Source organism: Streptosporangium becharense, assembly GCF_014204985.1.
Lineage (GTDB): Bacteria > Actinomycetota > Actinomycetes > Streptosporangiales > Streptosporangiaceae > Streptosporangium > Streptosporangium becharense.
Map to the genome: position 1 here is coordinate 73256 of NZ_JACHMP010000001.1, position 20686 is coordinate 93941.

Consider the following 20686-nt stretch of genomic DNA (forward strand, 5'->3'; position numbering starts at 1 on the left):
AAGTTCCGTTGCCGAAACGGCAAGACCTTGGCCGCCTGGCGTGCCGACAGTGTGCGGCCAAGCCCTCTGACCAGCGCTTCTTCAACCGCTCAAAAACGGGGAGCTCGGTTGTCCTGGTGGCCCCGCGTCGGGCAGGGCAGCGTCGTTCCGGCCGGGTACGGCGGCCCGGTACGCGGTTCGGTTCAGCTCTGCGGCGTGTCCGGCATCGTGTGGGGGATGACGGCGACGGGTGCGCGCGCGTGGTGCAGCAGGGCGTGCACGGTTGATCCGAGGCCGAGGAGGCCCGCCCGGCGGGGAGCGCCGACGACGACCATCGCGGCGGTCTCGGTGGCGCGGATGAGCGCCTGAGCGGGATGCTCGTGGACGACCTCCTCGACCGGCTCCACGTCGGGGAACTTCTCCCGCCAGCCGCCGAGCACCTCGGCCAGCAGGCGTGCCTCTTCCTGGCCGATCCCCTCGATGTCGTAGACGAGCGGTTGCATGTCGCCGGGCGCTCGGGTGGCCGGGTGGGTCCAGGCGTGCACGGCGCGTAGCGGGGCCCGGCGTAGGACGGCCTCCTCGAAGGCGAAGCGCAGCACGGGTTCCTGGCCGGGACGCCCGGTGACGCCGACGGCGATCTCGGCCCGGTCGGCGCCTGGTTCCCTGACGATCACCACCGGGCATGGGGACAGGGCGGCGAGATCACGGCCGACCGAGCCCAGCAGCAGTCCGGTGAATCCGCCACGGCCGCGGCTGCCCACGACGACCAGTTGCGCGTCTGCGGCCGCGGCGGCGATCGCCGTGGCCGCGGCGCCGTCGAGGAGTTCGGTGGTCACCGTCGGGGCGGGGGCGTCGGCGCGGGCCTGTTCGGCCGCCTGGCGGAGCAGGTGGTGAGCGGCGGCCTCCGCGGCCGGACCCCAGTGTGCGGGCTGCGGGGCGAGCGGGACGTCGTGGGCCCAGCGTAGCGCGGCGTGCACGATGTGCAGCGGCGCGTCTCGTAGAGCGGCCTCCTGCGCTGCCCAGGTCACGGCCCGCAGTGACGATGCCGAGCCGTCGACGCCGACGATGATGGGCGTTGTCATGGTCATCACCTCGCGTTCTTCTCCGCCGGGCCGATGCCTCGACGCCCGCCTGCGGAGGCCGTCTGCCTTTCATCCTTCCCGGTTCTCCGTGTCATCGGACAGGGGCGAAGGTCCTCCGGGCGTCGTGGCGCCGGCATGGGGGTGATCACGATGCGTGGGAGGCGTCTTCGCAACTGAGGCGGCTGCGTGAGCAGTACGAAGGTCTCCGCTTGAGGGGACCTTCCGCCCTGCCGCCTCCGGGTGGCCCGGCCGAGAATGGGAGGTGGGGGTGGGGGCGATGGCCGAGATCGTGCTGGGGTCGGTCGCCGGGTACGTGGCCGCGCACGCGCGCTGTCCGGTCGTCCCGGGCCTGCCGCGGGACCCGCGACCGCCCGAACCCGCCCCCGCGACCTCGAACGCCGCCGAAGGCTGACCGGGAAGCGGGCGTCGCAGAGCACGCGCAACGACAGGGGGGCAGGTCATGACGATGAAGGTGAAGGACGTCATGGGTGCGGTGGCCGTCGCGGCTCACCCGGAGGCGACGTTCGCCGAGCTGGTGGCGACCATGCGCCGTTTCAAGGTGAACGCCGTCGCCGTGGTCGACGCCGACGGTGTCCCCGTCGGGGTGGTGTCGGAGGAGGACCTGCTGCTGAAGGAGACCGGCACCGCCCGGAGCGGGAGCCTTGCGGCGGGCCGCGGGCGACACCGGGACCGGGACAGGGCCGCCGGGATGACCGCTGGGCGGATCATGAGCAGCCCGGCGCTGACGGTCACCCGGGAGACATCGGTGCGGGAGGCGGTCCGGCTGATGCACGACAACCGGATCAAGCAGTTGCCGGTGGTGGACGCGGTCAGCGGGAGGATCGTCGGCACCGTGCACCAGGGCGACCTGCTGAAGATCTTCGCCAGGCGGGCACCGGTCATCCTGGCGGAGGTGGCGGCGGCCGTCGCGCGCCTGCGCCTGGACTGTCGGTCGTTGGCGATCAGCGTGGAGGACGGTGTGGTGCGCATCGGCGGACGGGTGGCCAGGCGCTCCCAGCTCGCCCGGCTCGCCGAGGCGGCCTGGGAGGTCGAGGGGATCGTCGAGCTGCGCGTCGAGGCCGCCTACGACGAGGACGACCTGGCGGAGATCCCGCACCCGCGCAGGTGACAGGGCCATGCGACAGGGACGCGACAGGAGAGGATGGGACTACGGGGCTTTGCCCGACCGGGGCACGCGTCCAGGCACGGACGCGGGGAAGCGAATCGTCCCTCGCGGTCCGGCGTGCCGCAGGAGACCGGCGTGATCTGCCCGCACGCAGGGGCCGCCGCCCGGTTCCGGACCCGGCGCGCTGAGGGTGAAGGGCCCGGCACGTACCACAGGGGGCGGTCAGTCACCGGTGGTGAGGAAGTCGCGGATCTGGGCGGCGATGGCCGGGTAGTCGGGGCTGAACCACACGAAGTGGCTGTCGGCCTCGCTGACGGCCAGGCGGGCGCCCGGGATGGCCGCGGTCAGAGACTCGGCATGCGCGAGCGGGACGGAGGCGTCGTGCCGGCTGGCGATGATCAGGGTGGGCTGGGTGACCTGGGCGGTGAGGTCGGGCACGGCACGCAGGTCGGCGGTGAAGCCGTGCCCGGAGCGCATGAGGGTGAACAGCTCGACAAGCGTGACCCGGTCCTTCTCCGACAGGGCGCAGACGACGTCGGCGGCCGGGTGCGTCGACAGGTCGCTCAGCATCAGGCGCAGCCCGGCCGACGGTGCCAGACGCATGAGCAGGCGTACCGCACCCCAGGTGAGCGCTTGGGTGGCGGGGATGAACGCGATGCCGGCCGCGATGCGGGTCCGCCGGTCGGGCCAGGGCAGGAAGGCGACCGCGCTTTGCAGGATCAGCCGGTGTACCCGGTGGGGATGGCGGGCGGCCATGGTGACCGCGGTTCGCCCTCCAGCGGATATGCCCACCACTGCGGCGAGATGCTCGATGCCGAGGTGGTCGCACAGGTCAGCGGTGACGTCGGTGAAGGCGGCGGCGGAGCCTTTCCCGGTACGTGGCGGGGTGCGGCCGTAGCCGGGGCGCGAAGGCACCAGGACGCGGTAGCCCGCCTGGATGAAGACCTCCTCGCCCAGGGGCAGCCCGGCTCGCATGTGACCGCCGTGGAAGACCAGGACGGTGCCCTTGCCTGTGCTCTGAGCGCCGTTGCCGGTGCCGTCCAGGCGGTACTCCACCGGCCCGGCGGCCAGCTCGGCGATACGGGTGGGGCGCTGCAGTCCAGGCATGGCCCGTCATCGTCGCACAGTTGGTCATCGGTGGTCCGCGGGGGCCTGTTCCGGTGACGGGGCCTGCGCGCACAGCGTGGACATAACGGCGTACCCGCCGGCCCGGATCTCACTCCGACGAACCGGATAGGGGACGACGTAAGCGGCTGATCGCCCTCCTGCTCGGCCCCGTCCCTTCGAGCGCTGCGCAGATCCACACGACCGTGGCGCTCGGTGGCCTGTCGGGCTGCGTGATGGGGCACGCCGTCCCGTTCGACGAGGTCAGGATCGCCGTGGTGGAGGCCGCGCTGGGCGCCCTCGCCTCCTGAATACCCGGCCATGTCGATCGCGGACTGCCTGGCCGCGTCATCGCTGAAACGCGGGGCAGTCAGCACGGTCAGGCTCTGCGGGTAGCCGGTGACCTGCCCGATCGCCGTGCCATCGATGTAACGGCCGTGGCTGACCGACCCGCTTGCCGCCAGGCCACCCACCAACGCATCCCGGCCGTGGGTGGTTGGACGGATCTGTGAGGGATGTACTTCATAGGGTCTCCAGGATCCTGACGGCCTGCGCGGCGCCGTTTCCGGCGCGGGCGCGTTCTGCGAGCGCCGCGGCGGCACGGGCCATGGACAGGTCGCTGGTGGCCTGGCCAATGGCGTCGGCGAGTCTTTCAGCAGACAGGCGCCGCTGCGGCTGAGGCCGTGGGGCGACGCCTGCGGCGTACATGCGGGCGGCCCGGAACGGCTGGTCGGCGACAAACGGGCCCATCATCCCCGCGGCGTCGCCGGGCTCGTCACGGTTGCGATGCCCTCCTGCCCGATCAACAGCAGCCCGGCGGCCGAACAGGCCCGCCGGGTCTTCGAGACCCGCGCCACCGGAAGCGCCGGTCGGCCGGTTCCATGGGACCCCGGTCATGTCCTCAGAGGGCGAGCGCGTTCAGCGCGGCCTCCACGGCGATGGTCCTGACCTCGTCGAACGGAACGGTGGCGTGCTCCATCACGCAGTCCGCCAGGCCGCCGAGGGCCACAGTCGCGCGGATCTGTGCGGCGGTGGAGGAATCGGGGCCGAGCAGGAGCGCGACCAGTCGCTTGCGTCCTTCCCAGATCCGATCCATCAGGTTGAGCTCGACCAGCGTGGCCGAGGCCTGCAGGAAGACCGTGAACACGTCACGGTGGCGCCAGATGACGTCGAAGTACTCCTCGAGCAGTTGCCGCCGGCCGGTGGGCTCACGGTCGGTCAGGAACGCCTCCATGTCGTCCAGGAACGGCTGGACGATGCTCTTGAGTAGATCGTCCCGTGACGCGAAGTGGTAGTACAGGGCCGGTTTGGTGATGCCGAGCCGATCAGCGATGTGCTTGAGGCTGGTGTTCTGCACGCCCTGCTTCAGGAAGAGCTCGCGCGCCACCTCCTGGATGCGCGTCCTGGTGTCCGGAGCCGTCGTCATGAGCTCGAGGATAGCCCTTATCTACCGTTAAGTAAGTTCTTGCACCCGGCGGTGAAGCATGCTTACCTATCGTTCAGTAAGGAATTTACCTTCCGTTAAGTAAGGAGCGGCCCATGCGGGTTCTCATCTCGGGCGCCAGCATCGCCGGTCCCGTCCTGGCCTACTGGCTCAACCGGTACGGCTTCACCGTCACCGTGGTCGAACGGGCACCGGCCCTGCGCAAGGCCGGTGGCCATGCGGTCGACCTGTTCCGCCCGGCCATGCAGATCGTCGACAGGATGGGCCTGATCGAACCGATCCAGGCCAGGAAGACCGGAACCGAGTGGCTCACGATCCGCCCCGAGAACAGCGACCGCGTCCACAAGGTACAGGTCAGCAAGCTGATAGGCGCCGTGTCCGACCAGCACGTCGAGATCATGCGCGACGATCTGAGCGAGATCTTCTACGACGCCACCCGCCACGATGTGGAATACCTGTTCGGCGACTCCATCGCCGCCATGACCGAAACCGCCGGCGGCATCGACGTCGCCTTCGAGTACACCCCCGCCCGCAGGTTCGACCTGGTGATCGGGGCCGACGGACTGCACTCCAACGTCCGGCGCCTGGTGTTCGGCCCCGAATCCCGCTTCGCCACCTGGATCGGCGCCTACCTGGCGGTCATGTCCATCCCCGACTATCTGGGCCTGCGCGACCGCATGGACGGAATCATGGGAGTGAACCGGGTGGTGGGCGTCTACAGCGGGGCACAGATGGACGACGCCCGCGCGGTCTTCATGTTCCGCCCCGCCGCCGAACTCGGCTACCACCATCGCGACATCGACCGGCAGAAGGAACTCCTCCGCCGGCACTTCGCCGGACTGGGCTGGGAAGTGCCCCGCCTGCTGGATCAGGAGATGGACCGCGCGTCGGCGTTCTACTTCGACTCGATCACCCAGCTGCGCATGGACACCTGGTCCCGGGGACGGGTGAGCCTGGTCGGTGACGCCGGCTACTGTCCGGGGCCCGCCGTCGGCGGCAGCACCAGCCTGGCCGTCTTCGGCGCCTACGTCCTGGCCGGTGAGCTGGCCGAGGCCGGAGGCGACCACACCCGCGCGTTCCCCGCCTACGAACACCGGATCGGCGAGTACGTACGGCGCAACCGTGCCTTCGCCGTCAGCGCCGCCAAGCAGCTCATCCCCGCCACCCGTCTGAACCTCTGGGGCCTGATCCAGGGAACCCGGGTGATCACCAGTATCCCCACGCCGATCGCCCGGACTCTGACCGGTCTCGGCAGCAGAGGCCTGCGGCTGCACAACGAGATCACCCTGAAGAACTACCCGCAGGAAGCCGTCGTGGGAGGAGACCCCACATGAAGGCCTGACCGGGTCCTGGTCATATCCGGTCGGTCCCGCCGTCGAGACAGCAGAGTCAGGGCGGTGCGACGAGTCGTTCGGCGTGGTCAATCGTGTCGGCGATGTCAACGCCACCAGCGTGGGGGCGAACAGCACCACGATCACGTCGGTCGAACACTCGAAGGGAGGCGCGATCGGTGCCGGTGCCGGTGCCCCCGGTGACGAAGATCCGGGCCAGGAGGCAGAAACCGGCGGCTCGGGCGAGGCTACACCGGGGCGCCCGTCTCCTTCCTGTCGCGTAGCCGGGCCCGTACCCGGCTGACGCGCCGTGCCAGGCGGGAGTGTCGCGTTCGTCGTCGAACCAGCGGGCCACCACGATGTCGGTGGAGGAGTGGAGCAGGACCGACAGCACGATGGTGACGGCGACCAGGGCGTCCCCGGGAGCGAGCGGGATGAGCCCGCTGACGCCCTCGCCCAGGACGAAACCGGCGATCAGAAACAGCGCGGCGGTCGACAGAATCGCCCGTCAACGCACCTCCGCACCCCCTATGCGCCACGGCCGGCAGCCTGCGGCACGGCTCACCGCAGCCGTCCGGTGTCGACGACCGGCGATTCAGGGCCGGTCCCGCAGTAAGGACTCCTGCCGGTGGGCCCGCCAGGGCAGAGCGTCTCCCCCGAGCTGAGCAGGACCAGCAACGCGAACAGGACCACCAGGATGACGAGGATGGCGAGCAGGCACTGAGTCTTCAATGGAGTCGGAGAGGTCTCAAACCACGCGTGATAGCCCCTCACCCGTGTGTTGCCGGTCGCCGGGACATCGAGGTCGGGCCCGTCCGACGGCCTGGCCAGCGCGGCATCGAGATCTGGATCCTCGAACGCGAGCCGCTCCTCGATCTCGGCGAGCCTTCGCCTTTCCTGTCTGGAGAGCCCCATGAAAACCGTCCTCACGCGCGTTCCGGTGATTGCCGGCCCCACGCCGCGTTGGACTGCTCCACACGCGGAAAACAGTCCTTGAGCTGAGGGGGCGACACGTGATGGGCACCTGGTCCACGCTCCTCACCGGTCCGCGCCACGCTTGACCGGTCGCGGCGATCGTCCTGCTGGCTGATCACCGCATCCGGCGGCAGGCCGCCACCGAACCCTGTCAGAACCCCGAGTCCATCCTCGCTCTGTGCCATCACCGCCGGATCGAGCACCCGGACGAGGTCCCGGTGGAGCCGCTGACCTGCCGGATGGCCGACGGGCAGGCCCGCACGACGCTCGACCACCGCTTTGCCTGCGGGATCGGCACCGTTTGTTACAGGACGTGCCCACGCCTGTGTGGTGGGCGTCGTCTTCGGCATCTCGCCTCCACGCATCACAGCCCCTCACATCCATATTGCAGCGCGCGGCGTCTTCTCTCTACGCGCGGAAGAACGAACGTGAGCGATCAGCCGGTGAGGCACCTGCCCGAGGGGCATCCAGCGGCCGGGGCCGTGGCGAGCCGCCGGTCGCGCGCTCGTTCCGCTCGCCGCCCCAGGTCGCAACGGCCCGCCGGGGCGTCATGGTCGGATGTCGTGTCGCGGGTGGGAACCCGGATCAGGCCGCAGTAGGCGGGGCGGCCCTGCGGCTCGGCCGACACGGGTGTTGATACATTGATCCCAGGTGAGCCGGGAAGCCTGGTCGGCGCAGGTGCCAGCGACTCCGAAAGGACCGGCCGATGCGTGCTCGCGACCTGGTCAGCACTTTCCCGATCGTTTCCCTGGACACTCCGGTGATCGACGCGGCGCGGTTGCTCGCCGAGCAGGATCTTCCGGGCCTGATCGTCATCGACGACGACGGCTTGCCCTTGAACATCCTGCCGGGCACGCAGGTACTGCGACTGGCCGTACCCGGTTACTGCCAGGACGATCCGGCGCTGGCCCGGGTGGTGGACGAGGCGCACGCGGACGCGTTCCTGCGCTCCCTGGCCGGGCGGACTGTGCGCGAGGCCCTGCCCACCGCGCCACGCGAGTTGCCGGTCACCGATCCGGACGCCACCGTGCTGGAGATCGCGGCGCTCATGGCGCGCACCCGCAGCCCGCTGGTCGCGATCATGGATGCGGGCCACCTGCGGGGGGCGGTCACGCTGCAGGCGCTGCTGGATCGGCTGCTCGCCCCATGACGGTCACCGCCTGGCTCGCGGTGGCCGTGTTCCTCGGCGCGTACACGCTGATCGCCACCGAGCGCGTCCACCGGGTCGCCGCGGCCCTCGGTGGGGCCGGGATCATGCTGGCCGTCCACGCCACCGACGCCGGGGCCGCGTTCTTCTCCGTACAGAGCGGGATCGACTGGAACGTCGTCTTCCTGCTGCTCGGCATGATGATCATCGTCGGGGTGCTCAAGCAGACCGGCGTGTTCGAATACCTGGCGATCTGGGCCGCTAAACGCGCCCGGGGGCGGCCGTACCGGCTGATGGTGCTGCTGGTCGTCATCACCGCGGGCGCCTCGGCGCTGCTGGACAACGTCACCACCGTGCTGCTGATCGCCCCGGTGACGTTCCTGGTGTGCGAGCGGCTCGCCCTGCCCACGGTGCCGTTCCTCATCAGTGAGGCGATGGCCTCCAACATCGGTGGCGCCGCCACCCTGGTGGGTGATCCGCCCAACATCATCATCGCCAGCCGGGGCGGCCTGTCCTTCAACGACTTCCTGATCCACATGGCGCCCATGGTGGTCGTGCTGATGGCGGTCTTCATCGGATTGTGCTGGCTCATGTTCCGCAGGACGTTCGTCTATGATCCCGACCTGGCCGCCGACATCATGGAGCTGGACGAGCGCGAGGCCATCGCCGACCGGAAGCTGCTGCGGCAGAGCCTGACCGTGCTCGCCCTGGTCATGGCCGCCTTCGTGCTGCACCCGGTGTTGCACTACGAGCCCTCGGTGGTGGCTCTCCTCGGCGCCGGGATCCTGGTGGCGCTCACCAAGGTCACCACCGAGCAGGCCATCGCCGAGGTGGAGTGGCCCACCCTGGTGTTCTTCGCCGGGCTGTTCGTCATGGTCGGCGCCCTGGTCGACACCGGCGTCATCGGGCAGGTCTCCCAGGCCGCGGCGGGCGCCACCGAGGGACGACTCGGGCTGACCACCATGGTGCTGCTGTGGGCCTCGGCAGGGCTGTCAGCCGTCGTCGACAACATCCCTTACGTCGCCACCATGAGCCCCATCGTCGCCGACCTGGTCCAGGCGAACGGTGGCAACGAGTCCGCCCAGGTTTTGTGGTGGGCGTTGGCCTTCGGCGCCGACCTGGGCGGCAACGCCACCGCGGTCGGCGCCGCGGCCAACGTCGTCATCGTCGGTATCGCCGCGCGCAACCGCACCCCGATCAGCTTCTGGGAGTTCACCCGGTACGGCCTCGTCGTCACCGTCGTGACCGTCGCCCTGGTCACGCCGTACCTGTGGCTGCGCTACCTCCTGTGAGGAGGGTTCGCCGTCGCCGGTCCGGTCATCGCGACCGCGGTGCTCGGCTCGTGTTCGGCAGTGGTCGCGCTAACCGGTGGCGTCGGCCCTTTCCCGAAGAGGCGCGCGGGAGGGCCGGGCACCGGTGAGCCGTGTGATGAGGGGCCCGGCGACGGCCAGGACGAAGACGTAGGCGGCCACCAGGGGGCCGAGCTTGTCGTACTGGGCACCGAGCAGGCCGATGATGACGATGGAGAACTCGCCACGGGCGATGAGCGCGGTCCCGGCCCGCAACCGGCCGCGCCTTCCCACACCGTCGCGGGAGGCGGCGTAGCGACCGGTGACCAGTTTCGTGACGGCGGTGACCGCGGCCAGCGCGAAGGCGGCCGGTAGCAGCGGCAGGAGTTCCTACAGGCTGACGGACAGGCCGATGGCCAGGAAGAACGCCGCGGCGAACAGATCCCGCAGCGGGGTCAGGACGGCGCGGGCCCGGTCGGCGATCTCGCCGGTGAGCGCGAGCCCGACGAGGAAGGCGCCGATCGCCGCGGAGACGCCGTCCTCGGCGGGATGCCGTACAACGTGACCACGGAGATGGACCTCGCGCTCTGGAGGGTCGCGGTGCGCGCGCGGGACCATCGTGACCTGTTCCTCACCACCCCGCCGGAGCAGCTCGCCGACCGGTACCGCGCGGGGGACCTTCCCGACATCGGCATGGCCGGCTTCCTCGACGCCTACGGCATGCGCGCGGCCGCCGAGATCGACGTCGGCATGCCTCGCTGGGAGGAGGCCCCGGCTCCCCTGTTCGCCACGATCGCCAACTACCTGCGCGTGGACGACCCCGAGCAGGCGCCCGACCGGCGGTTCGCCCAGGCCGCCGAGAGAGCCGAAAGAATGATCGAGACGCTGGCGCAACGGTCACGGCGCAGCAGACCGGTACGCGGCCGGCTGGCGACGTTCCTGATGCGCCGCTCGCGTGAGCTCACCGGGCTCAGGGAGATCGGGAAGTTCGCCTGGCTGTCGGCGCTGCAGGCGGCGCGCCGCCAGCTCCTGCTCGTAGGAAGCGACCTGGCCGCTCGCAGCCTGCTGGAGCGCGCCGACGACATCATGTTCCTCGACCTGTCCGAGGCCCAGGCCGCCGTGCACCACAAAGCCGACCAGCGGGGTCTGGTGGCGGCGCGCCGCGCGGCGTACGAGCGGGAGCTGCGGCGACCCGCCGTCCCGGGAGCCCTGCTGTCGGACGGGACCGATGTGGAGGCGCTCGCCCCGCAGGGGCCCGTGGAGGACGGGGTGCTGAAGGGGATGGCGGGTGCCGCCGGCCGAGCCACCGGCAGGGCACGGGTGATCCGCGACCCGGCCGACGCGTACATCGAACCGGGCGAGATCCTCGTGGCCCCCACGACCGATCCCGGCTGGACCCCGTTGTTCCTGACGACGGCGGGGCTGGTCACCGAGACCGGATCACCGGTGGCGCACGGCCCCACCGTCGCCCGTGAATACGGTATCCCCGCCGTCATCTGCGTCCGCGACGCCACCCACAGGATCAGGACCGGGCAGCTGATCACGATCGACGGGAGCGCGGGCACGGTACGCCTGGAGGAGGACGGCTGACGGCTCCGCCTGTCACGGGGGCGATCCACGACCACGACCACGAACAGCCCAGCACCGCATAGCGCGTAGACGCGAAAACGCGTTGCCGTAGATGCTCTCAAAACGTATGGTGCTGCGCTCGTGATCACAGTGATGGAGCGATTCCTGCCTGCCCGGCTGGGGACAGGATTCCGGTGGTTGCTGGCCTCGAGCTGGCTGACGAATCTCGGTGATGGGGTCGCGGCCGCGGCGGGCCCACTGCTGATCGCGACGTTGACTGGTGACCCGCTGATGATTTCACTGTCGGCCCTGGTGGGCTGGGCGCCTCCGCTGTTGTTCAGCCTGTATGCGGGCGTGCTGTCGGATCGGTATGACCGGCGCAGGATCGTGCTCGTCGCGAACGCGATGCGGGTCGTGGTGCTGGCGGCGCTTGTCGCGCTCATGGTGACCGGCACCGTGACCGTGGCGACGGCGCTGGTGGCGCTCACGCTCCGGTCCATCGCCGAGGTCTTCGCCGACAACGCGACGGCCACGCTGACTCCCATGATGGTCAGCAAGGACGATCTCGTTATCGCCAACGCCCGCTTGGGTACGGGGTTCATCACGCTCAATCAGCTCGCCGGGCCGCCGATCGGCGCGGCACTGTTCGGCCTCGGCTTGACCTGGCCGTTCGCGGGCCAGCTGCTCCTGGTGGTGGCGGGGATCGTCCTGGTCTCCCGGATCACGTTGCCGCCGGACGGCCGACAGGCCGACGATCTCATGCCTAACACCGTACGGGAATTGATCGCTGGGTTCAGCTGGACCATCCAGCACGCGGCGGTCCGCACGCTGGCGCTCACAGTCCTGATCTTCAACTTCACGTTCGGCGCGGCCTGGTCGGTTCTCGTCCTCTACACCCAGGAACAGCTCGGGCTCGGCGCCCTGGGCTTCGGCCTGATGACCACCATCGGCGGGATCGGCGGATTGATCGGCACCGGCCTGTACGGGGCCATCACCCGCAGGGTGAGCCTCGGCGTCCTGATGCGGATCGGACTCATCATCGAAACCTTCACCCATCTGGGCTTGGCCCTGACCCATTCGCCGTGGATCGCCGGGGGCATCTTCCTGGTCTTCGGCGCGCACGCCTTCATATGGGGCACGACCTCGGTCACCGTCCGCCAGCGCGCGGTCCCGCGCGAACTGCAGGGTCGAGTGGGCAGTGTCAACACCGTCTGCGTCTACGCCGGTCTGGTGGTCGGCTCGTTGATCGGCGGTGTCCTGGCCACCCGCCTCGGTGTCGCAGCGCCCTTCTGGTTCGCCTTCGCTGGTTCCGCGGTGTTCGTGGTACTGCTGTGGCGGCAACTCATGCTCATCACCCACGACGACTGAGATGTTCGGTGGGGGTGAACGCTCGATCTGGTCGACGACACCGCGACTCCGCGCCTGACCGGGGTGTTCACCAGCGACTTCGATCTCCTCGTGGAGGATGCCTCCATTGCCGTCGCGGCCACGGCGCTGCGCCGTGGCCACGACTTCCTGACCTACGACGGCCCGGACCAGGTGCGGGCGTTCATCCCGAGGTGTGGCACCGGTTGTCATGCGGCGAGCAGTGCCCTATCGATGGTCTGCTGCTCGTAGTCGATCGGGCTGAGGTAGCCGAGGGCTGAGTGTCTACTGCGGGTGGTGTAGCGGGTGATCCACTTGAAGACGGCCGGGCGGGCCTCATGCGCCGAGGACCAGCGCTTGGCGCCTTGCAGCGTCGCGCGTTTGAGGGTGGCGTTGCGGGCCTCCGCGGCGGCGTCCGCCTTGCACTCCGGCGGGCAGGACGTCATCGCCATGTGGAACTCCTTGTCTCCGGATCTCCAGCATCCGGTACTCAAGGCGTCCACGCTTCAGGGCGAGGGCCCGAGGTCGGGTAGTTAGGGTTTCTGGCCTGCTGGCAAGGGGCCGGGGGAAGCCGTGGTCGCGGTGTAGATGCCGTGGCCGATCTTGCGGATGAGGCCGCGTTCGGCCCAGCGAGACAGCTGCCGGTACATCGTGTTCAGGGTGATGTCGCCGAGGTGGAGGGCGATGTCGCGGGGGTGCCAGAGCCGGTCGGGATGTTCGTGGATGAACCGCTCCGGCTTCGATGGAGACTTGTTCTCTTGAGAGGATCGAGTCATGGCAGCCAAGTCCCCCTATCCGGCGGAGCTGCGTAAGCGCGCGGTGCGGATGGTCGCGCAGGTCCGCCCGGACTACCCGACCGAGTGGGCCGCGATCAACGCAGTCGCAGCCAAACTCGGCATCGGCACCGCCGAAACGCTGCGCAAGTGGATCCGTCAGGCCCAGATCGACGAAGGACAGCGACCGGGTACCACCAGCGATGAATCGGCCGAGCTCAAGCGGCTGCGGCGGGAGAACGCCGAGCTGCGCCGGGCCAACGAGATCCTCAAAGCCGCTTCAGCTTTCTTCGCGGCCGAGCTCGACCGGCCACACACGCACTCGTGACCTTCATCGACGAACACCGCAAGGTGTTCGGTGTCGAGCCGATCTGCCGCGTCCTGACCGAGCATGGCCTGTTGATCTCTCCCAGCACCTACTACGCCGCCAAGAGCCGGCGGCCCTCGGCCCGCACCGTTCGCGATGCCGAGCTGGACGGGCACATCAGGCGGGTTCACGCCGCCAACTACGGCGTCTACGGTGCCCGGAAGGTGTGGCGGCACCTGCTGCGTGAGGGCCACCAGGTGGCCCGGTGCACGGTGGAGCGGCGGATGCGTGCCCTGGGCCTGGCAGGGGCCCGCCGCGGAAAGAAGATCCGCACCACCACAGCCGATCCCGGCCACCAACGGGCATCAGACCTGCTCAAGCGGGACTTTTCCGCGCCCCGCCCGAACATGGTCTGGGTCGCCGACTTCACCTACGTTCATGCCTGGTGCGGGATCGTCTACGTCGCCTTCGTCATCGACGTCTACTCCCGCGCGATCGTCGGCTGGTCGGCAGCCACCTCCAAGCGTGCCGGGCTGGTGCTGGACGCCCTGGACATGGCGTTGTGGCGGCGCGGCCGTACCGGGCGTCCCGTCGGGCCGCGCCTGATCCATCATTCGGACGCGGGAAGTCAGTACACCGGTTTCCGCTTCACCGCCCATCTGATGGGCGCAGGTATCGACGCGTCCATCGGGACGGTCGGGGACGCGCTGGACAACGCGCTGATGGAGTCGCAGATCGGCTTGTACAAGACCGAGCTGATCAAACCCCGCGGCCCCTGGCGCACCCTGGCGGAGGTGGAACTGGCCACCGCCGAATGGGTCGAGTGGTTCAACACCACCCGCCTGCACTCGGCCATCGGCAACGTCCCACCGGAGGAATACGAAGCCCTCTACTACGCTCAGCACCAGCCCAGCGAGACCATTGGAATCAACCCCTGAGGTCTCCATCGAAGTCGGGGCGGTTCATGGATCAGTGTCAGGACGCGGTGGTGGCGGCGCTTGTTCGGGGTGGTGTGCCGGTCGTCGCGGGAGGCGGTGGGGAGTGTGGGCGGGGGATCGAGGAGGGTGATATCGAGGCTGGTGACGGCGCGGCTGCGATCGGGTCTGCCGTCGGGGCGGCGTTCTTTGTAGCGGGACATGGGTGACTTGACCTTGCGGGTGCTCACGCGCGGGCGGCGCGGTGGGAGCAGGGCGGTCAAGGTGGCGTGGCCGATGGCGCCGACCAGGTCCGTCCCGTCGGTGATCACACCGGTGGCCTGGAGGACTTGGTCGCGGGCGGTCTGGAAGGCGATGGTGAAGGAGCAGCGGTCGGGGTCGGTGCCGGGGCGGGACTCGGCCGCGTCCACCATCACCGTGCGCAGCAGTTGGTAGAGCGTGAGCAGGGCCCACATCTCCTGTTCCAGGCCAGGGCGGTCGCCGGAGCGCAGGACGCGGCCGTTCATGATCGTGTGACGGAGAGCGTAGTAGGCCGATTCGTGTTCCCACCGCTGGTGGTAGAGGTCGACCAGGGCCGCGGCCGGGTAGCGGTCGGCGTCGACCAGGCTGCTGGCCAGCCGGTAGGAGCCGACAAAGACGGTTCCGTCCGCGCAGGTCACGGTGATGCGCGCCTCGATGATGCGCATCTGGACAGCGCCGATCACCGACAGATAGGAGCCGTCGCCAAGCCGGCGCAGGATGGGAGTGCGCCGGTTACCGCGCAGCCGGCCCAGGACCTGCGCGCCGGTGGCCCTCACCTCGGCCAGGAAGTCGTTGCTGTCGAAGCCCTTGTCCCACAACACCAGCATGTCCGGGGTCAGTAGGTGCAACAGCCGCCGGGCATAGCTCGTCTCGCCCTCGCTGGTCGGGCCGAAGACCGCGCCGATCACGGCGCGGGTGCCGGTCTCCACCAGCGTCATCAGCTCCAGCAGGGGGTAACCGCCGTGCCCGACCGAGCCTAGCCATGCCTGGTTACGGGCGGTGTCGGGGGCCTTCAGCGAGCTGCAGCCATCGAAGGAGACCGGGCGATAGGCGCCGAACCTCGCACCTGGTGTTCGACGCCCGGCCAACGGCCCGGACACGACCTCGAACAATCGGCGCATCGACACGCTGCCGACCCGCCGACGCAGGTCACGCAGAGCTTTGGCGGTCGGTGTCACCACCACCAGCCCGGCCAGGCCCGTCGTCAGCTTCTGCCAGACCAGCCGGTAGCCGATCTCCGGGAACAGGCACATCGCCAGCAGGAAGTAGACGCCGACCCGTGAGGGCAGGTCCCGCAGGCGGCGCTGCACGGTTCGGGTCTCGTCCAACACCGCGTCGACCAGCTCGAACGGCATCAGCGCGGTCAGCTCCCCGAGGTGCCCGGGCGCGAACACGCCCTCGGCTACCGTGACACGACGGGTGATGGCAGACTGTGCGGACAGCGGAGTCTCCTCACGAAGAGCGATCTTGGCCGAAAGCCCTTCTACCGGAGCTCCGCTCCTTCGTTCACGCCCCGTTCACTCTGTGAGACGCTCTTGCGCCGCAGCTCCAGGCTCTAACTACCCGGCCTTGGGCGAGGGCCCGAGGTCGAGCGGCTGCGCGCCGAGCTTGGCAAGACCCGCCAGGTGATCGAGTCCGCCGGCCTGGCCCGGCACCTCATCGGTCAGACCGTGCGCAAGGACGGCAACGACGCAGGACCGCCCACGTTGCACGCCGACGCGGTAGCTCGATGACGTCCAAGACCCTCGCCGAGTCGCTGATCGACCTGGGCGTGGCCACGTCCCACTCCCGGCCCAAGACCTCCAACGACAACCCGCACCTCAAGGCGAGCTTCAAGACGCTGAAGCACTGTCCCGCCTTCCCGGCCGTCTTCGGCTCCGTTGAGGACACCCGCGTCTTCTGCCAGGGCTTTTACGCCTGACAAAGCCACGAGCACTACCACCCGGGGGTGGACTATCACCATCCGGTGGATGTGTACTACGGCCGCGCCGCCATCCGTGACCGGCGTGCCGCCGTCCTGGCCGCCGCTCACGCCGCGCACCCCGAACGGTCGCCGACGGCGGCTTCCCCACTCCGCCCGACCTGCCCGGCCCGGCGTGGGTCAAAAGCCCGCCGACACCGTTGAAGGGGGCGCCACAGAGAAGACGACACAGAATCAGCTCAGCTCAACTGCCTTGATCAAATCGACAGGTTCCGCTGGAACCTTCGCGGGGTGCTTCGTCGATCTGCGGAGAATGTGCTGGCGGTCGAGTCAGCGACCGATGAACAGGTTGCCCGGATACGCCGTGACCGGGGAGGATCAGGTCATCCGAAGGCGGCCTGGGCGATGGCCAGGCCGACGAACACCGCACCCAGGCCGGCCACCACCGAGGCCACGACGTTGGCCACGGCGAGGAAGAGTGCCCCGGTCTCGGCCAGGCGCAGCGTCTCGTAGGAGAACGTCGAATACGTGGTCAGTGCCCCGCAGAAGCCGACACCGGCCAGCAGTTGCACGTTCGGACCGATCACGCCGGACAGTACGGCGCCGGTCAGAGCGCCCAGGATCAGCGAGCCGACCACGTTGACGGTGAAGGTGCCCCAGGGGAACACCGTGTCGTGGCGGGCTTGGACCGCCCGGTCGGTCAGGTAGCGCAACGGGGCGCCGATCGCACCACCGAGGAGTACCAGTAGCCAGTTCACCCTTTATGCCGCCTTACTGCTCGTCCTGTTGCCGGCCGCGATGGTGGATGACCTCGACCTGGTCCAGCACCGCGACTCCTTCGATGAGCAGATCTTCCAGTTGGGGCAGGAAAGCGCGGATCCGCTCCTCGGTGTCGATGATCACCACGGCGACCGGCAGGTCGTCGGCCATTGACAGCAACCGGGTGGTGTGCACGATCTGGGTGGTGCCGAAGCCCTCCACACCGCGAAAGACCGACGCCCCGGCCAGGCCCGCGGCGTGAGCGCGATGCACGATCTCGGTGAACATCGGACGGTGATGCCAGACGTCGGTGTCATCGAGGAAAACGGTCAGCCGCAGCGCCCGCCCCGACATGATCATCGTGTTCTCCTTGCCTTGCGTCGCGTTGCCGCGGCCAGGATCAGGCGGGTGATCCATGCTCCGGCCGTCACCGCGGCCAGCGCGGCCACGACCGTGGCCACCAGATAGCTCAGCGCCGCGCCGGCCCGGCCGGTCGACACCAGGCGCTCGATGTCGACGCAGTAGGTGGAAAAGGTGGTGAACCCACCGAGCACGCCGGTGGCGAAGAACGGCCGCAGCCAGGCCGGTGCGGCCCAGGCCTCGGTCAGCGTCACCAGGAACACGCCGATCACCAGGCAGCCCAGTGTGTTGACGCCCAGCGTGGTCCACGGGAACGCTCCGGCCGGGGTCGGCCACACCAGCGCCGCCGCATAGCGGGCGCCCGTGCCGAGCGCGCCTCCGGCGGCGATCACGGCCAGCACGCGGTAGTGCGAGCGGCGCAGTTCCTGGCGCTGACGCGCATCGGCGAGTTCGACATCGGGGTCGACGGGCTCGGTCACTGCCGTGCGCCTCACCTCATCCCGGCGCATGATCCTCCCCACACGTGGCGTGGCTCCCGGCTGTGCGGGCGCGGTCTGTCACGGGCAGGGACCATTGGCGGCACACCAGCGCCACGGTTCGGGTACGGCGGGCCCCACCGCCGCAAGACACCCCAGGGCCGCCTGCGCGGCCGGCGAGAGCACCTTCCCACCCAGCCTAACGCTCAGCCAGCATGCTGACCTGCCTGCCGGTACGGCTCGCGCTCACCACCCGCGCCCCCGCCGTCGACGCCTCATCCGGCCCGGTGAGCACGAGATGCCCGTCGAGCAGCTCCTCGATGTCGCCGCTGACCTGCAGCCGACCCCCGTTCAACACGATCAGCCAGTCGCATGTCTCCTCCAGATCGGAGACGACGTGCGAGGACAGCAGCACGGTCAGATCCCGCCCGGCCACCTCCGCCATGATCGAGCACATCATGTCGTGGCGGGCGAGGGGATCGAGGTTGGCCAGCGGTTCGTCCAGCACGAGCAGGTCGGGCCGGCAGGCCATCGCCAGCGTGACCACCACCTGCGCACGCTGCCCGCCCGACAGCCGCCCACCTTCCGCTCCAGCGGGATGCCCAGCCGAGCGAGCCGGTCGGCGGCGGCGTCATCCCAGCGGGTGTTCATACGGCGGCCGAAGGTGAGCATCTCGGCGACGGTGAAGCCGTCGTACAGCGGCTTGTCCTGCGCCACGAACGCCGCCTCGCCGGCCACGCGGACGCTTCCCAGCGCGGGCCGCAGCAGGCCGACGGCCGCGTGCATGAGCGGGGTCTTGCCCGCGCCGTTGGGCCCGACGAGCGCCGCCACACGGCCCGCAGGCACCGCCAGCGAGCAGCCACGCAACACCTACGTGCGGCGATAGCGGCCCCCAGCCCGGTCGCCTCCAGCGCGGGACTCACGCCATGCCCTTCTTCGCGGCGTCGGCCAGGACCACGGTGAACAGCGCCCGCAGGTCCTCCTGATCGAGTCCGGCCGCGAAGGCGTCGCGCACCCACGCCTCCAGACCGCGCCGCAGCCGCGTGTGCTCGGAGAGCGTCGCCCCCGCGATGCCGTGCCGGACGAACGTGCCCATCCCTCGCCGCCCCTCGACCAGCCCCTCGCGCTCCAGTTCCCGGTACGCCTTGAGCACGGTGTTGGGATTGATGGCCAGGCTCTCGACCATCTCACGGGCGGTCGGCAACCGGTCGCCGGGCCGCAGCGTACCGAGCCGGAGCGCCTGTTTGACCTGGTGAACGAGCTGCAGGTACGTCGATACCCCCGAGCCGCGGTCCAGGTTGAACTCGATCAGCGAAACACTCTTTCACTACTCATGTAGTGAAAGAGTGTTGGATCCGGCCGCCCGCTGTCAATCCGTGGTCGTCACGCGAACCGGGGGACGGAGCTGGGGGACGGAAAGGGGCGAGCCGCAGGTCAGATTTCTGCCCTGCCTTGAACGCCTGGCCGCTGAGCTGCTCGCTGACTGCGGGTTAGGTAGGACCGCGGGTCACGGGCGAGTTCGTCGAGTTTCGACCAAGCATACGGACCCCCTATCGGAGGGTTGAGATTCCGGCGAGGATGAGGTCGATGCCTGCGAGGAATTGCTTGCGGTCGTCGTGCCCGGCCAGCTGGGCTGCGACCTGATGCACGAACGGATAGTCCGCGGCGTCGTACTGTGTCGTCCACTGAGCGGCGACGGTTTCGAGGAACGCGGACCGGTCGGTCTCCCCTGGCAAGGCGCGGGCGCCTGCGGCGGACTGTCCCGCGACGCCGAGAACGTAGTTCACGAGCGCGGAGGCGGCGTCGAACTGCGCTTGTTCGGGGACGCCGAGGGCTGTGAGCTGACGACCCGCGCTCTCGAAGATCTGTAGCATCGCCGTTTGCCATGGTTCGCGAGAGAGCTGCGCACCGACCCACGGGTGGGCGTGGATCGCATCGAACACGCCGAGCATGATGGCGCGGATCGCTTCGCCAGGCTCGGGACCGGTGACCGCGCCGGTCGTCACGTGAGCGATGACCTCGTCGGTGGCGGCGCGCAGGAGCTCGTTCTTGTTGGCGACGTGGTTGTAGATCGCTCCAGGCCCGGTCGACAGGCGATTCGCGAGCACTCGGAAGGTCAGCGCGTCCTCCCCGCCCGCATCGAGGGTCTCGACCGCGGCACGAACGATGCGTTCCTTCGACAGCGCGTCCCCGCGCCGCCCTGTCCGCGGCTTCTGTGTCGTCATACGTCCATTTTGACACGGATGGAACGATGTTCCATCCTGGTTCATGGAACAACGTTCCAGCCGAGATGTGAAGGCCGGGCGGGTCCTCACCGAACGGCGTAAACGGCAGAGATTGGAGACGGCATGACACTCAAGCACCAGCCCGCGTACATCATCAAGATGCGTGCCAAGCCCGGACAGGGTGACAGGCTGTTCGAACTGGCCACCGTCGGCATGGAGAAGTCGGGGGCCTCCGACCGGTTCGTCATCGCTCGCGAAGACGAAGATCCGGACGTGCTTTGGAACGTCGAGGTGTTCAGGTCCGAGGAGGCCAAAGATGCCTACGAGAACAGCCCTCTGGCCGACGAACTCCGAGACGAGATCATCGGCCTCCTGGCCGAGCCCCCGATGCGGATTCCGGTCCACCCGTACTCCGCCCTGCCCGCCGCCCCTTCCTGAGCAGGCCAAGCCGCCCACCGCGAACATGGTTCACGGCGGGCGGTCACATCGCCTCGCGCC

General features: G+C 69.3%; 25 protein-coding genes and 3 pseudogenes. 10 read left to right on the plus strand and 18 right to left on the minus strand.

Annotated elements, in window-relative coordinates; genetic code table 11:
• Positions 1-182 precede the first annotated feature (182 nt).
• The gene (locus F4562_RS00345; protein WP_184548375.1) at positions 183-1061 is read right to left on the minus strand and encodes a universal stress protein; all 879 of its coding nucleotides are present in this window, start codon (positions 1059-1061) and stop codon (positions 183-185) included.
• A 277-nt stretch (positions 1062-1338) separates the two neighbouring features.
• Here F4562_RS00345 and F4562_RS35605 point away from each other — a divergent pair, with 277 nt between their 5' ends.
• Together F4562_RS35605 and F4562_RS00350 are read left to right on the plus strand one after the other, a co-directional pair.
• Positions 1339-1473, plus strand: a complete 135-nt coding sequence (locus tag F4562_RS35605; protein WP_260316547.1) for a hypothetical protein — start codon at positions 1339-1341, stop codon at positions 1471-1473.
• A 48-nt stretch (positions 1474-1521) separates the two neighbouring features.
• Positions 1522-2190, plus strand: coding sequence for a CBS domain-containing protein (locus F4562_RS00350; protein ID WP_246473312.1), 669 nt, complete (start codon positions 1522-1524; stop codon positions 2188-2190).
• Between the two features lie 219 nt (positions 2191-2409).
• On the opposite strand, the gene F4562_RS00355 is transcribed toward F4562_RS00350, so the two are convergent.
• The 3 genes from F4562_RS00355 to F4562_RS00365 all read right to left on the minus strand — a co-directional run bounded on the left by F4562_RS00355 (position 2410) and on the right by F4562_RS00365 (position 4717).
• Entirely contained in the window at positions 2410-3294 is an 885-nt protein-coding gene (locus F4562_RS00355; protein WP_184548373.1) for an alpha/beta fold hydrolase, read from the minus strand.
• A gap of 519 nt (positions 3295-3813) precedes the next feature.
• Positions 3814-4044: a hypothetical protein gene (locus F4562_RS00360; RefSeq protein ID WP_184548371.1), complete on the minus strand. Its 231-nt coding sequence runs from the start codon at positions 4042-4044 to the stop codon at positions 3814-3816.
• Between the two features lie 148 nt (positions 4045-4192).
• On the minus strand, positions 4193-4717 hold the full coding sequence (locus F4562_RS00365; protein WP_184548369.1) for a TetR/AcrR family transcriptional regulator: 525 nt from the start codon (positions 4715-4717) through the stop codon (positions 4193-4195).
• Between the two features lie 113 nt (positions 4718-4830).
• Here F4562_RS00365 and F4562_RS00370 point away from each other — a divergent pair, with 113 nt between their 5' ends.
• Positions 4831-6069 carry an FAD-dependent monooxygenase gene (locus F4562_RS00370; protein WP_184548367.1) on the plus strand — a complete coding sequence of 413 codons (1239 nt, stop codon included), beginning with the start codon at positions 4831-4833 and terminating at the stop codon, positions 6067-6069.
• A 558-nt stretch (positions 6070-6627) separates the two neighbouring features.
• On the opposite strand, the gene F4562_RS00375 is transcribed toward F4562_RS00370, so the two are convergent.
• On the minus strand, positions 6628-6981 hold the full coding sequence (locus tag F4562_RS00375; RefSeq protein ID WP_184548365.1) for a DUF3040 domain-containing protein: 354 nt from the start codon (positions 6979-6981) through the stop codon (positions 6628-6630).
• Positions 6982-6992: 11 nt separating this feature from the next.
• A complete protein-coding gene (locus F4562_RS00380; protein WP_184548363.1) occupies positions 6993-7391 on the minus strand; it encodes a hypothetical protein in 399 nt (132 codons plus the stop codon).
• Between the two features lie 356 nt (positions 7392-7747).
• Between F4562_RS00380 and F4562_RS00385 the strand changes: the two genes are divergently transcribed.
• Complete coding sequence (locus tag F4562_RS00385; protein WP_184548361.1) at positions 7748-8191, plus strand: CBS domain-containing protein; 444 nt, start codon at positions 7748-7750, stop codon at positions 8189-8191.
• A complete protein-coding gene (locus tag F4562_RS00390) occupies positions 8188-9480 on the plus strand; it encodes an ArsB/NhaD family transporter (protein WP_184548359.1) in 1293 nt (430 codons plus the stop codon). The genes F4562_RS00385 and F4562_RS00390 overlap by 4 nt, the downstream gene beginning before the upstream one ends.
• Positions 9481-9549: 69 nt before the next feature.
• Here the strand turns inward: F4562_RS00390 and F4562_RS34000 are convergent, their stop codons facing one another.
• Together F4562_RS34000 and F4562_RS34005 are read right to left on the minus strand one after the other, a co-directional pair.
• Positions 9550-9753, minus strand: a complete 204-nt coding sequence (locus tag F4562_RS34000) for a hypothetical protein (RefSeq protein WP_221207910.1) — start codon at positions 9751-9753, stop codon at positions 9550-9552.
• Between the two features lie 114 nt (positions 9754-9867).
• Positions 9868-10095, minus strand: coding sequence for a cation:proton antiporter (locus tag F4562_RS34005; protein WP_221207909.1), 228 nt, complete (start codon positions 10093-10095; stop codon positions 9868-9870).
• Here F4562_RS34005 and F4562_RS00400 point away from each other — a divergent pair.
• Both F4562_RS00400 and F4562_RS00405 read left to right on the plus strand, forming a co-directional pair.
• Positions 9997-11158 (plus strand): annotated as a pseudogene (locus F4562_RS00400) (PEP-utilizing enzyme); the annotation flags it as partial. The gene F4562_RS34005 and the pseudogene F4562_RS00400 sit on opposite strands and share 99 nt — an antisense overlap.
• A 29-nt stretch (positions 11159-11187) precedes the next feature.
• Positions 11188-12414, plus strand: coding sequence for an MFS transporter (locus tag F4562_RS00405; protein ID WP_184548355.1), 1227 nt, complete (start codon positions 11188-11190; stop codon positions 12412-12414).
• A 206-nt stretch (positions 12415-12620) separates the two neighbouring features.
• Here the strand turns inward: F4562_RS00405 and F4562_RS00410 are convergent.
• Both F4562_RS00410 and F4562_RS00415 read right to left on the minus strand, forming a co-directional pair.
• Positions 12621-12827 (minus strand): annotated as a pseudogene (locus tag F4562_RS00410) (integrase core domain-containing protein); the annotation flags it as partial.
• 117 nt (positions 12828-12944) lie between these two features.
• Complete coding sequence (locus tag F4562_RS00415; protein WP_184854752.1) at positions 12945-13187, minus strand: type IV toxin-antitoxin system AbiEi family antitoxin domain-containing protein; 243 nt, start codon at positions 13185-13187, stop codon at positions 12945-12947.
• Here F4562_RS00415 and F4562_RS00420 point away from each other — a divergent pair.
• Positions 13186-14429, plus strand: a protein-coding gene (locus F4562_RS00420; RefSeq protein WP_246473313.1) for an IS3 family transposase whose coding sequence is annotated in 2 segments (ribosomal slippage) — positions 13186-13468 and positions 13468-14429 — 1245 coding nt in all. Because the reading frame shifts where the segments join, the coding sequence is not laid out codon by codon here. The two genes, F4562_RS00415 and F4562_RS00420, sit on opposite strands and share 2 nt — an antisense overlap.
• Here F4562_RS00420 and F4562_RS00425 read toward each other — a convergent pair.
• The gene (locus F4562_RS00425) at positions 14390-15841 is read right to left on the minus strand and encodes an IS4 family transposase (protein ID WP_221522785.1); all 1452 of its coding nucleotides are present in this window, start codon (positions 15839-15841) and stop codon (positions 14390-14392) included. The genes F4562_RS00420 and F4562_RS00425 overlap by 40 nt on opposite strands.
• A gap of 335 nt (positions 15842-16176) precedes the next feature.
• On the opposite strand from F4562_RS00425, the gene F4562_RS00430 reads away from it, so the two are divergent.
• Positions 16177-16368 (plus strand): hypothetical protein, encoded by a 192-nt coding sequence (locus tag F4562_RS00430; protein ID WP_184548935.1) that lies wholly within the window; start codon positions 16177-16179, stop codon positions 16366-16368.
• Between the two features lie 383 nt (positions 16369-16751).
• On the opposite strand, the gene crcB (F4562_RS00435) is transcribed toward F4562_RS00430, so the two are convergent.
• From crcB (F4562_RS00435) to F4562_RS00460, 7 genes and pseudogenes are all read right to left on the minus strand, one after another.
• Positions 16752-17126 (minus strand): fluoride efflux transporter CrcB, encoded by a 375-nt coding sequence (gene crcB, locus F4562_RS00435; protein ID WP_184548944.1) that lies wholly within the window; start codon positions 17124-17126, stop codon positions 16752-16754.
• A 13-nt stretch (positions 17127-17139) separates the two neighbouring features.
• A complete protein-coding gene (locus F4562_RS00440; RefSeq protein WP_184548946.1) occupies positions 17140-17487 on the minus strand; it encodes a DUF190 domain-containing protein in 348 nt (115 codons plus the stop codon).
• Positions 17484-17966, minus strand: a complete 483-nt coding sequence (gene crcB, locus F4562_RS00445; protein ID WP_311734315.1) for a fluoride efflux transporter CrcB — start codon at positions 17964-17966, stop codon at positions 17484-17486. The genes F4562_RS00440 and crcB (F4562_RS00445) overlap by 4 nt, the downstream gene beginning before the upstream one ends.
• Positions 17967-18162: 196 nt before the next feature.
• Positions 18163-18471, minus strand: coding sequence for an ATP-binding cassette domain-containing protein (locus F4562_RS34400; RefSeq protein ID WP_246473314.1), 309 nt, complete (start codon positions 18469-18471; stop codon positions 18163-18165).
• A 203-nt stretch (positions 18472-18674) separates the two neighbouring features.
• Positions 18675-18833: pseudogene (locus tag F4562_RS36575) on the minus strand (ATP-binding cassette domain-containing protein); the annotation flags it as partial.
• A 49-nt stretch (positions 18834-18882) separates the two neighbouring features.
• Entirely contained in the window at positions 18883-19275 is a 393-nt protein-coding gene (locus F4562_RS00455) for a GntR family transcriptional regulator (RefSeq protein WP_184549000.1), read from the minus strand.
• Between the two features lie 238 nt (positions 19276-19513).
• Positions 19514-20188, minus strand: a complete 675-nt coding sequence (locus tag F4562_RS00460; RefSeq protein WP_184548950.1) for a TetR/AcrR family transcriptional regulator — start codon at positions 20186-20188, stop codon at positions 19514-19516.
• A 123-nt stretch (positions 20189-20311) separates the two neighbouring features.
• On the opposite strand from F4562_RS00460, the gene F4562_RS00465 reads away from it, so the two are divergent.
• The gene (locus tag F4562_RS00465) at positions 20312-20626 is read left to right on the plus strand and encodes a putative quinol monooxygenase (protein WP_184548953.1); all 315 of its coding nucleotides are present in this window, start codon (positions 20312-20314) and stop codon (positions 20624-20626) included.
• The last annotated feature ends 60 nt before the right edge of the window (positions 20627-20686 follow it).

Coding starts and splice junctions, on each gene's coding strand:
- F4562_RS00345 (WP_184548375.1), bottom strand. CDS start 1,061: ATGACAACGCCCATCATCGTCGGCGTCGACGGCTCGGCATCGTCACTG.
- F4562_RS35605 (WP_260316547.1), top strand. CDS start 1,339: ATGGCCGAGATCGTGCTGGGGTCGGTCGCCGGGTACGTGGCCGCGCAC.
- F4562_RS00350 (WP_246473312.1), top strand. CDS start 1,522: ATGACGATGAAGGTGAAGGACGTCATGGGTGCGGTGGCCGTCGCGGCT.
- F4562_RS00355 (WP_184548373.1), bottom strand. CDS start 3,294: ATGCCTGGACTGCAGCGCCCCACCCGTATCGCCGAGCTGGCCGCCGGG.
- F4562_RS00360 (WP_184548371.1), bottom strand. CDS start 4,044: ATGATGGGCCCGTTTGTCGCCGACCAGCCGTTCCGGGCCGCCCGCATG.
- F4562_RS00365 (WP_184548369.1), bottom strand. CDS start 4,717: ATGACGACGGCTCCGGACACCAGGACGCGCATCCAGGAGGTGGCGCGC.
- F4562_RS00370 (WP_184548367.1), top strand. CDS start 4,831: ATGCGGGTTCTCATCTCGGGCGCCAGCATCGCCGGTCCCGTCCTGGCC.
- F4562_RS00375 (WP_184548365.1), bottom strand. CDS start 6,981: ATGGGGCTCTCCAGACAGGAAAGGCGAAGGCTCGCCGAGATCGAGGAG.
- F4562_RS00380 (WP_184548363.1), bottom strand. CDS start 7,391: ATGCCGAAGACGACGCCCACCACACAGGCGTGGGCACGTCCTGTAACA.
- F4562_RS00385 (WP_184548361.1), top strand. CDS start 7,748: ATGCGTGCTCGCGACCTGGTCAGCACTTTCCCGATCGTTTCCCTGGAC.
- F4562_RS00390 (WP_184548359.1), top strand. CDS start 8,188: ATGACGGTCACCGCCTGGCTCGCGGTGGCCGTGTTCCTCGGCGCGTAC.
- F4562_RS34005 (WP_221207909.1), bottom strand. CDS start 10,095: ATGGTCCCGCGCGCGCACCGCGACCCTCCAGAGCGCGAGGTCCATCTC.
- F4562_RS00415 (WP_184854752.1), bottom strand. CDS start 13,187: ATGACTCGATCCTCTCAAGAGAACAAGTCTCCATCGAAGCCGGAGCGG.
- F4562_RS00430 (WP_184548935.1), top strand. CDS start 16,177: ATGACGTCCAAGACCCTCGCCGAGTCGCTGATCGACCTGGGCGTGGCC.
- F4562_RS00440 (WP_184548946.1), bottom strand. CDS start 17,487: ATGATCATGTCGGGGCGGGCGCTGCGGCTGACCGTTTTCCTCGATGAC.
- F4562_RS00460 (WP_184548950.1), bottom strand. CDS start 20,188: ATGACGACACAGAAGCCGCGGACAGGGCGGCGCGGGGACGCGCTGTCG.
- F4562_RS00465 (WP_184548953.1), top strand. CDS start 20,312: ATGACACTCAAGCACCAGCCCGCGTACATCATCAAGATGCGTGCCAAG.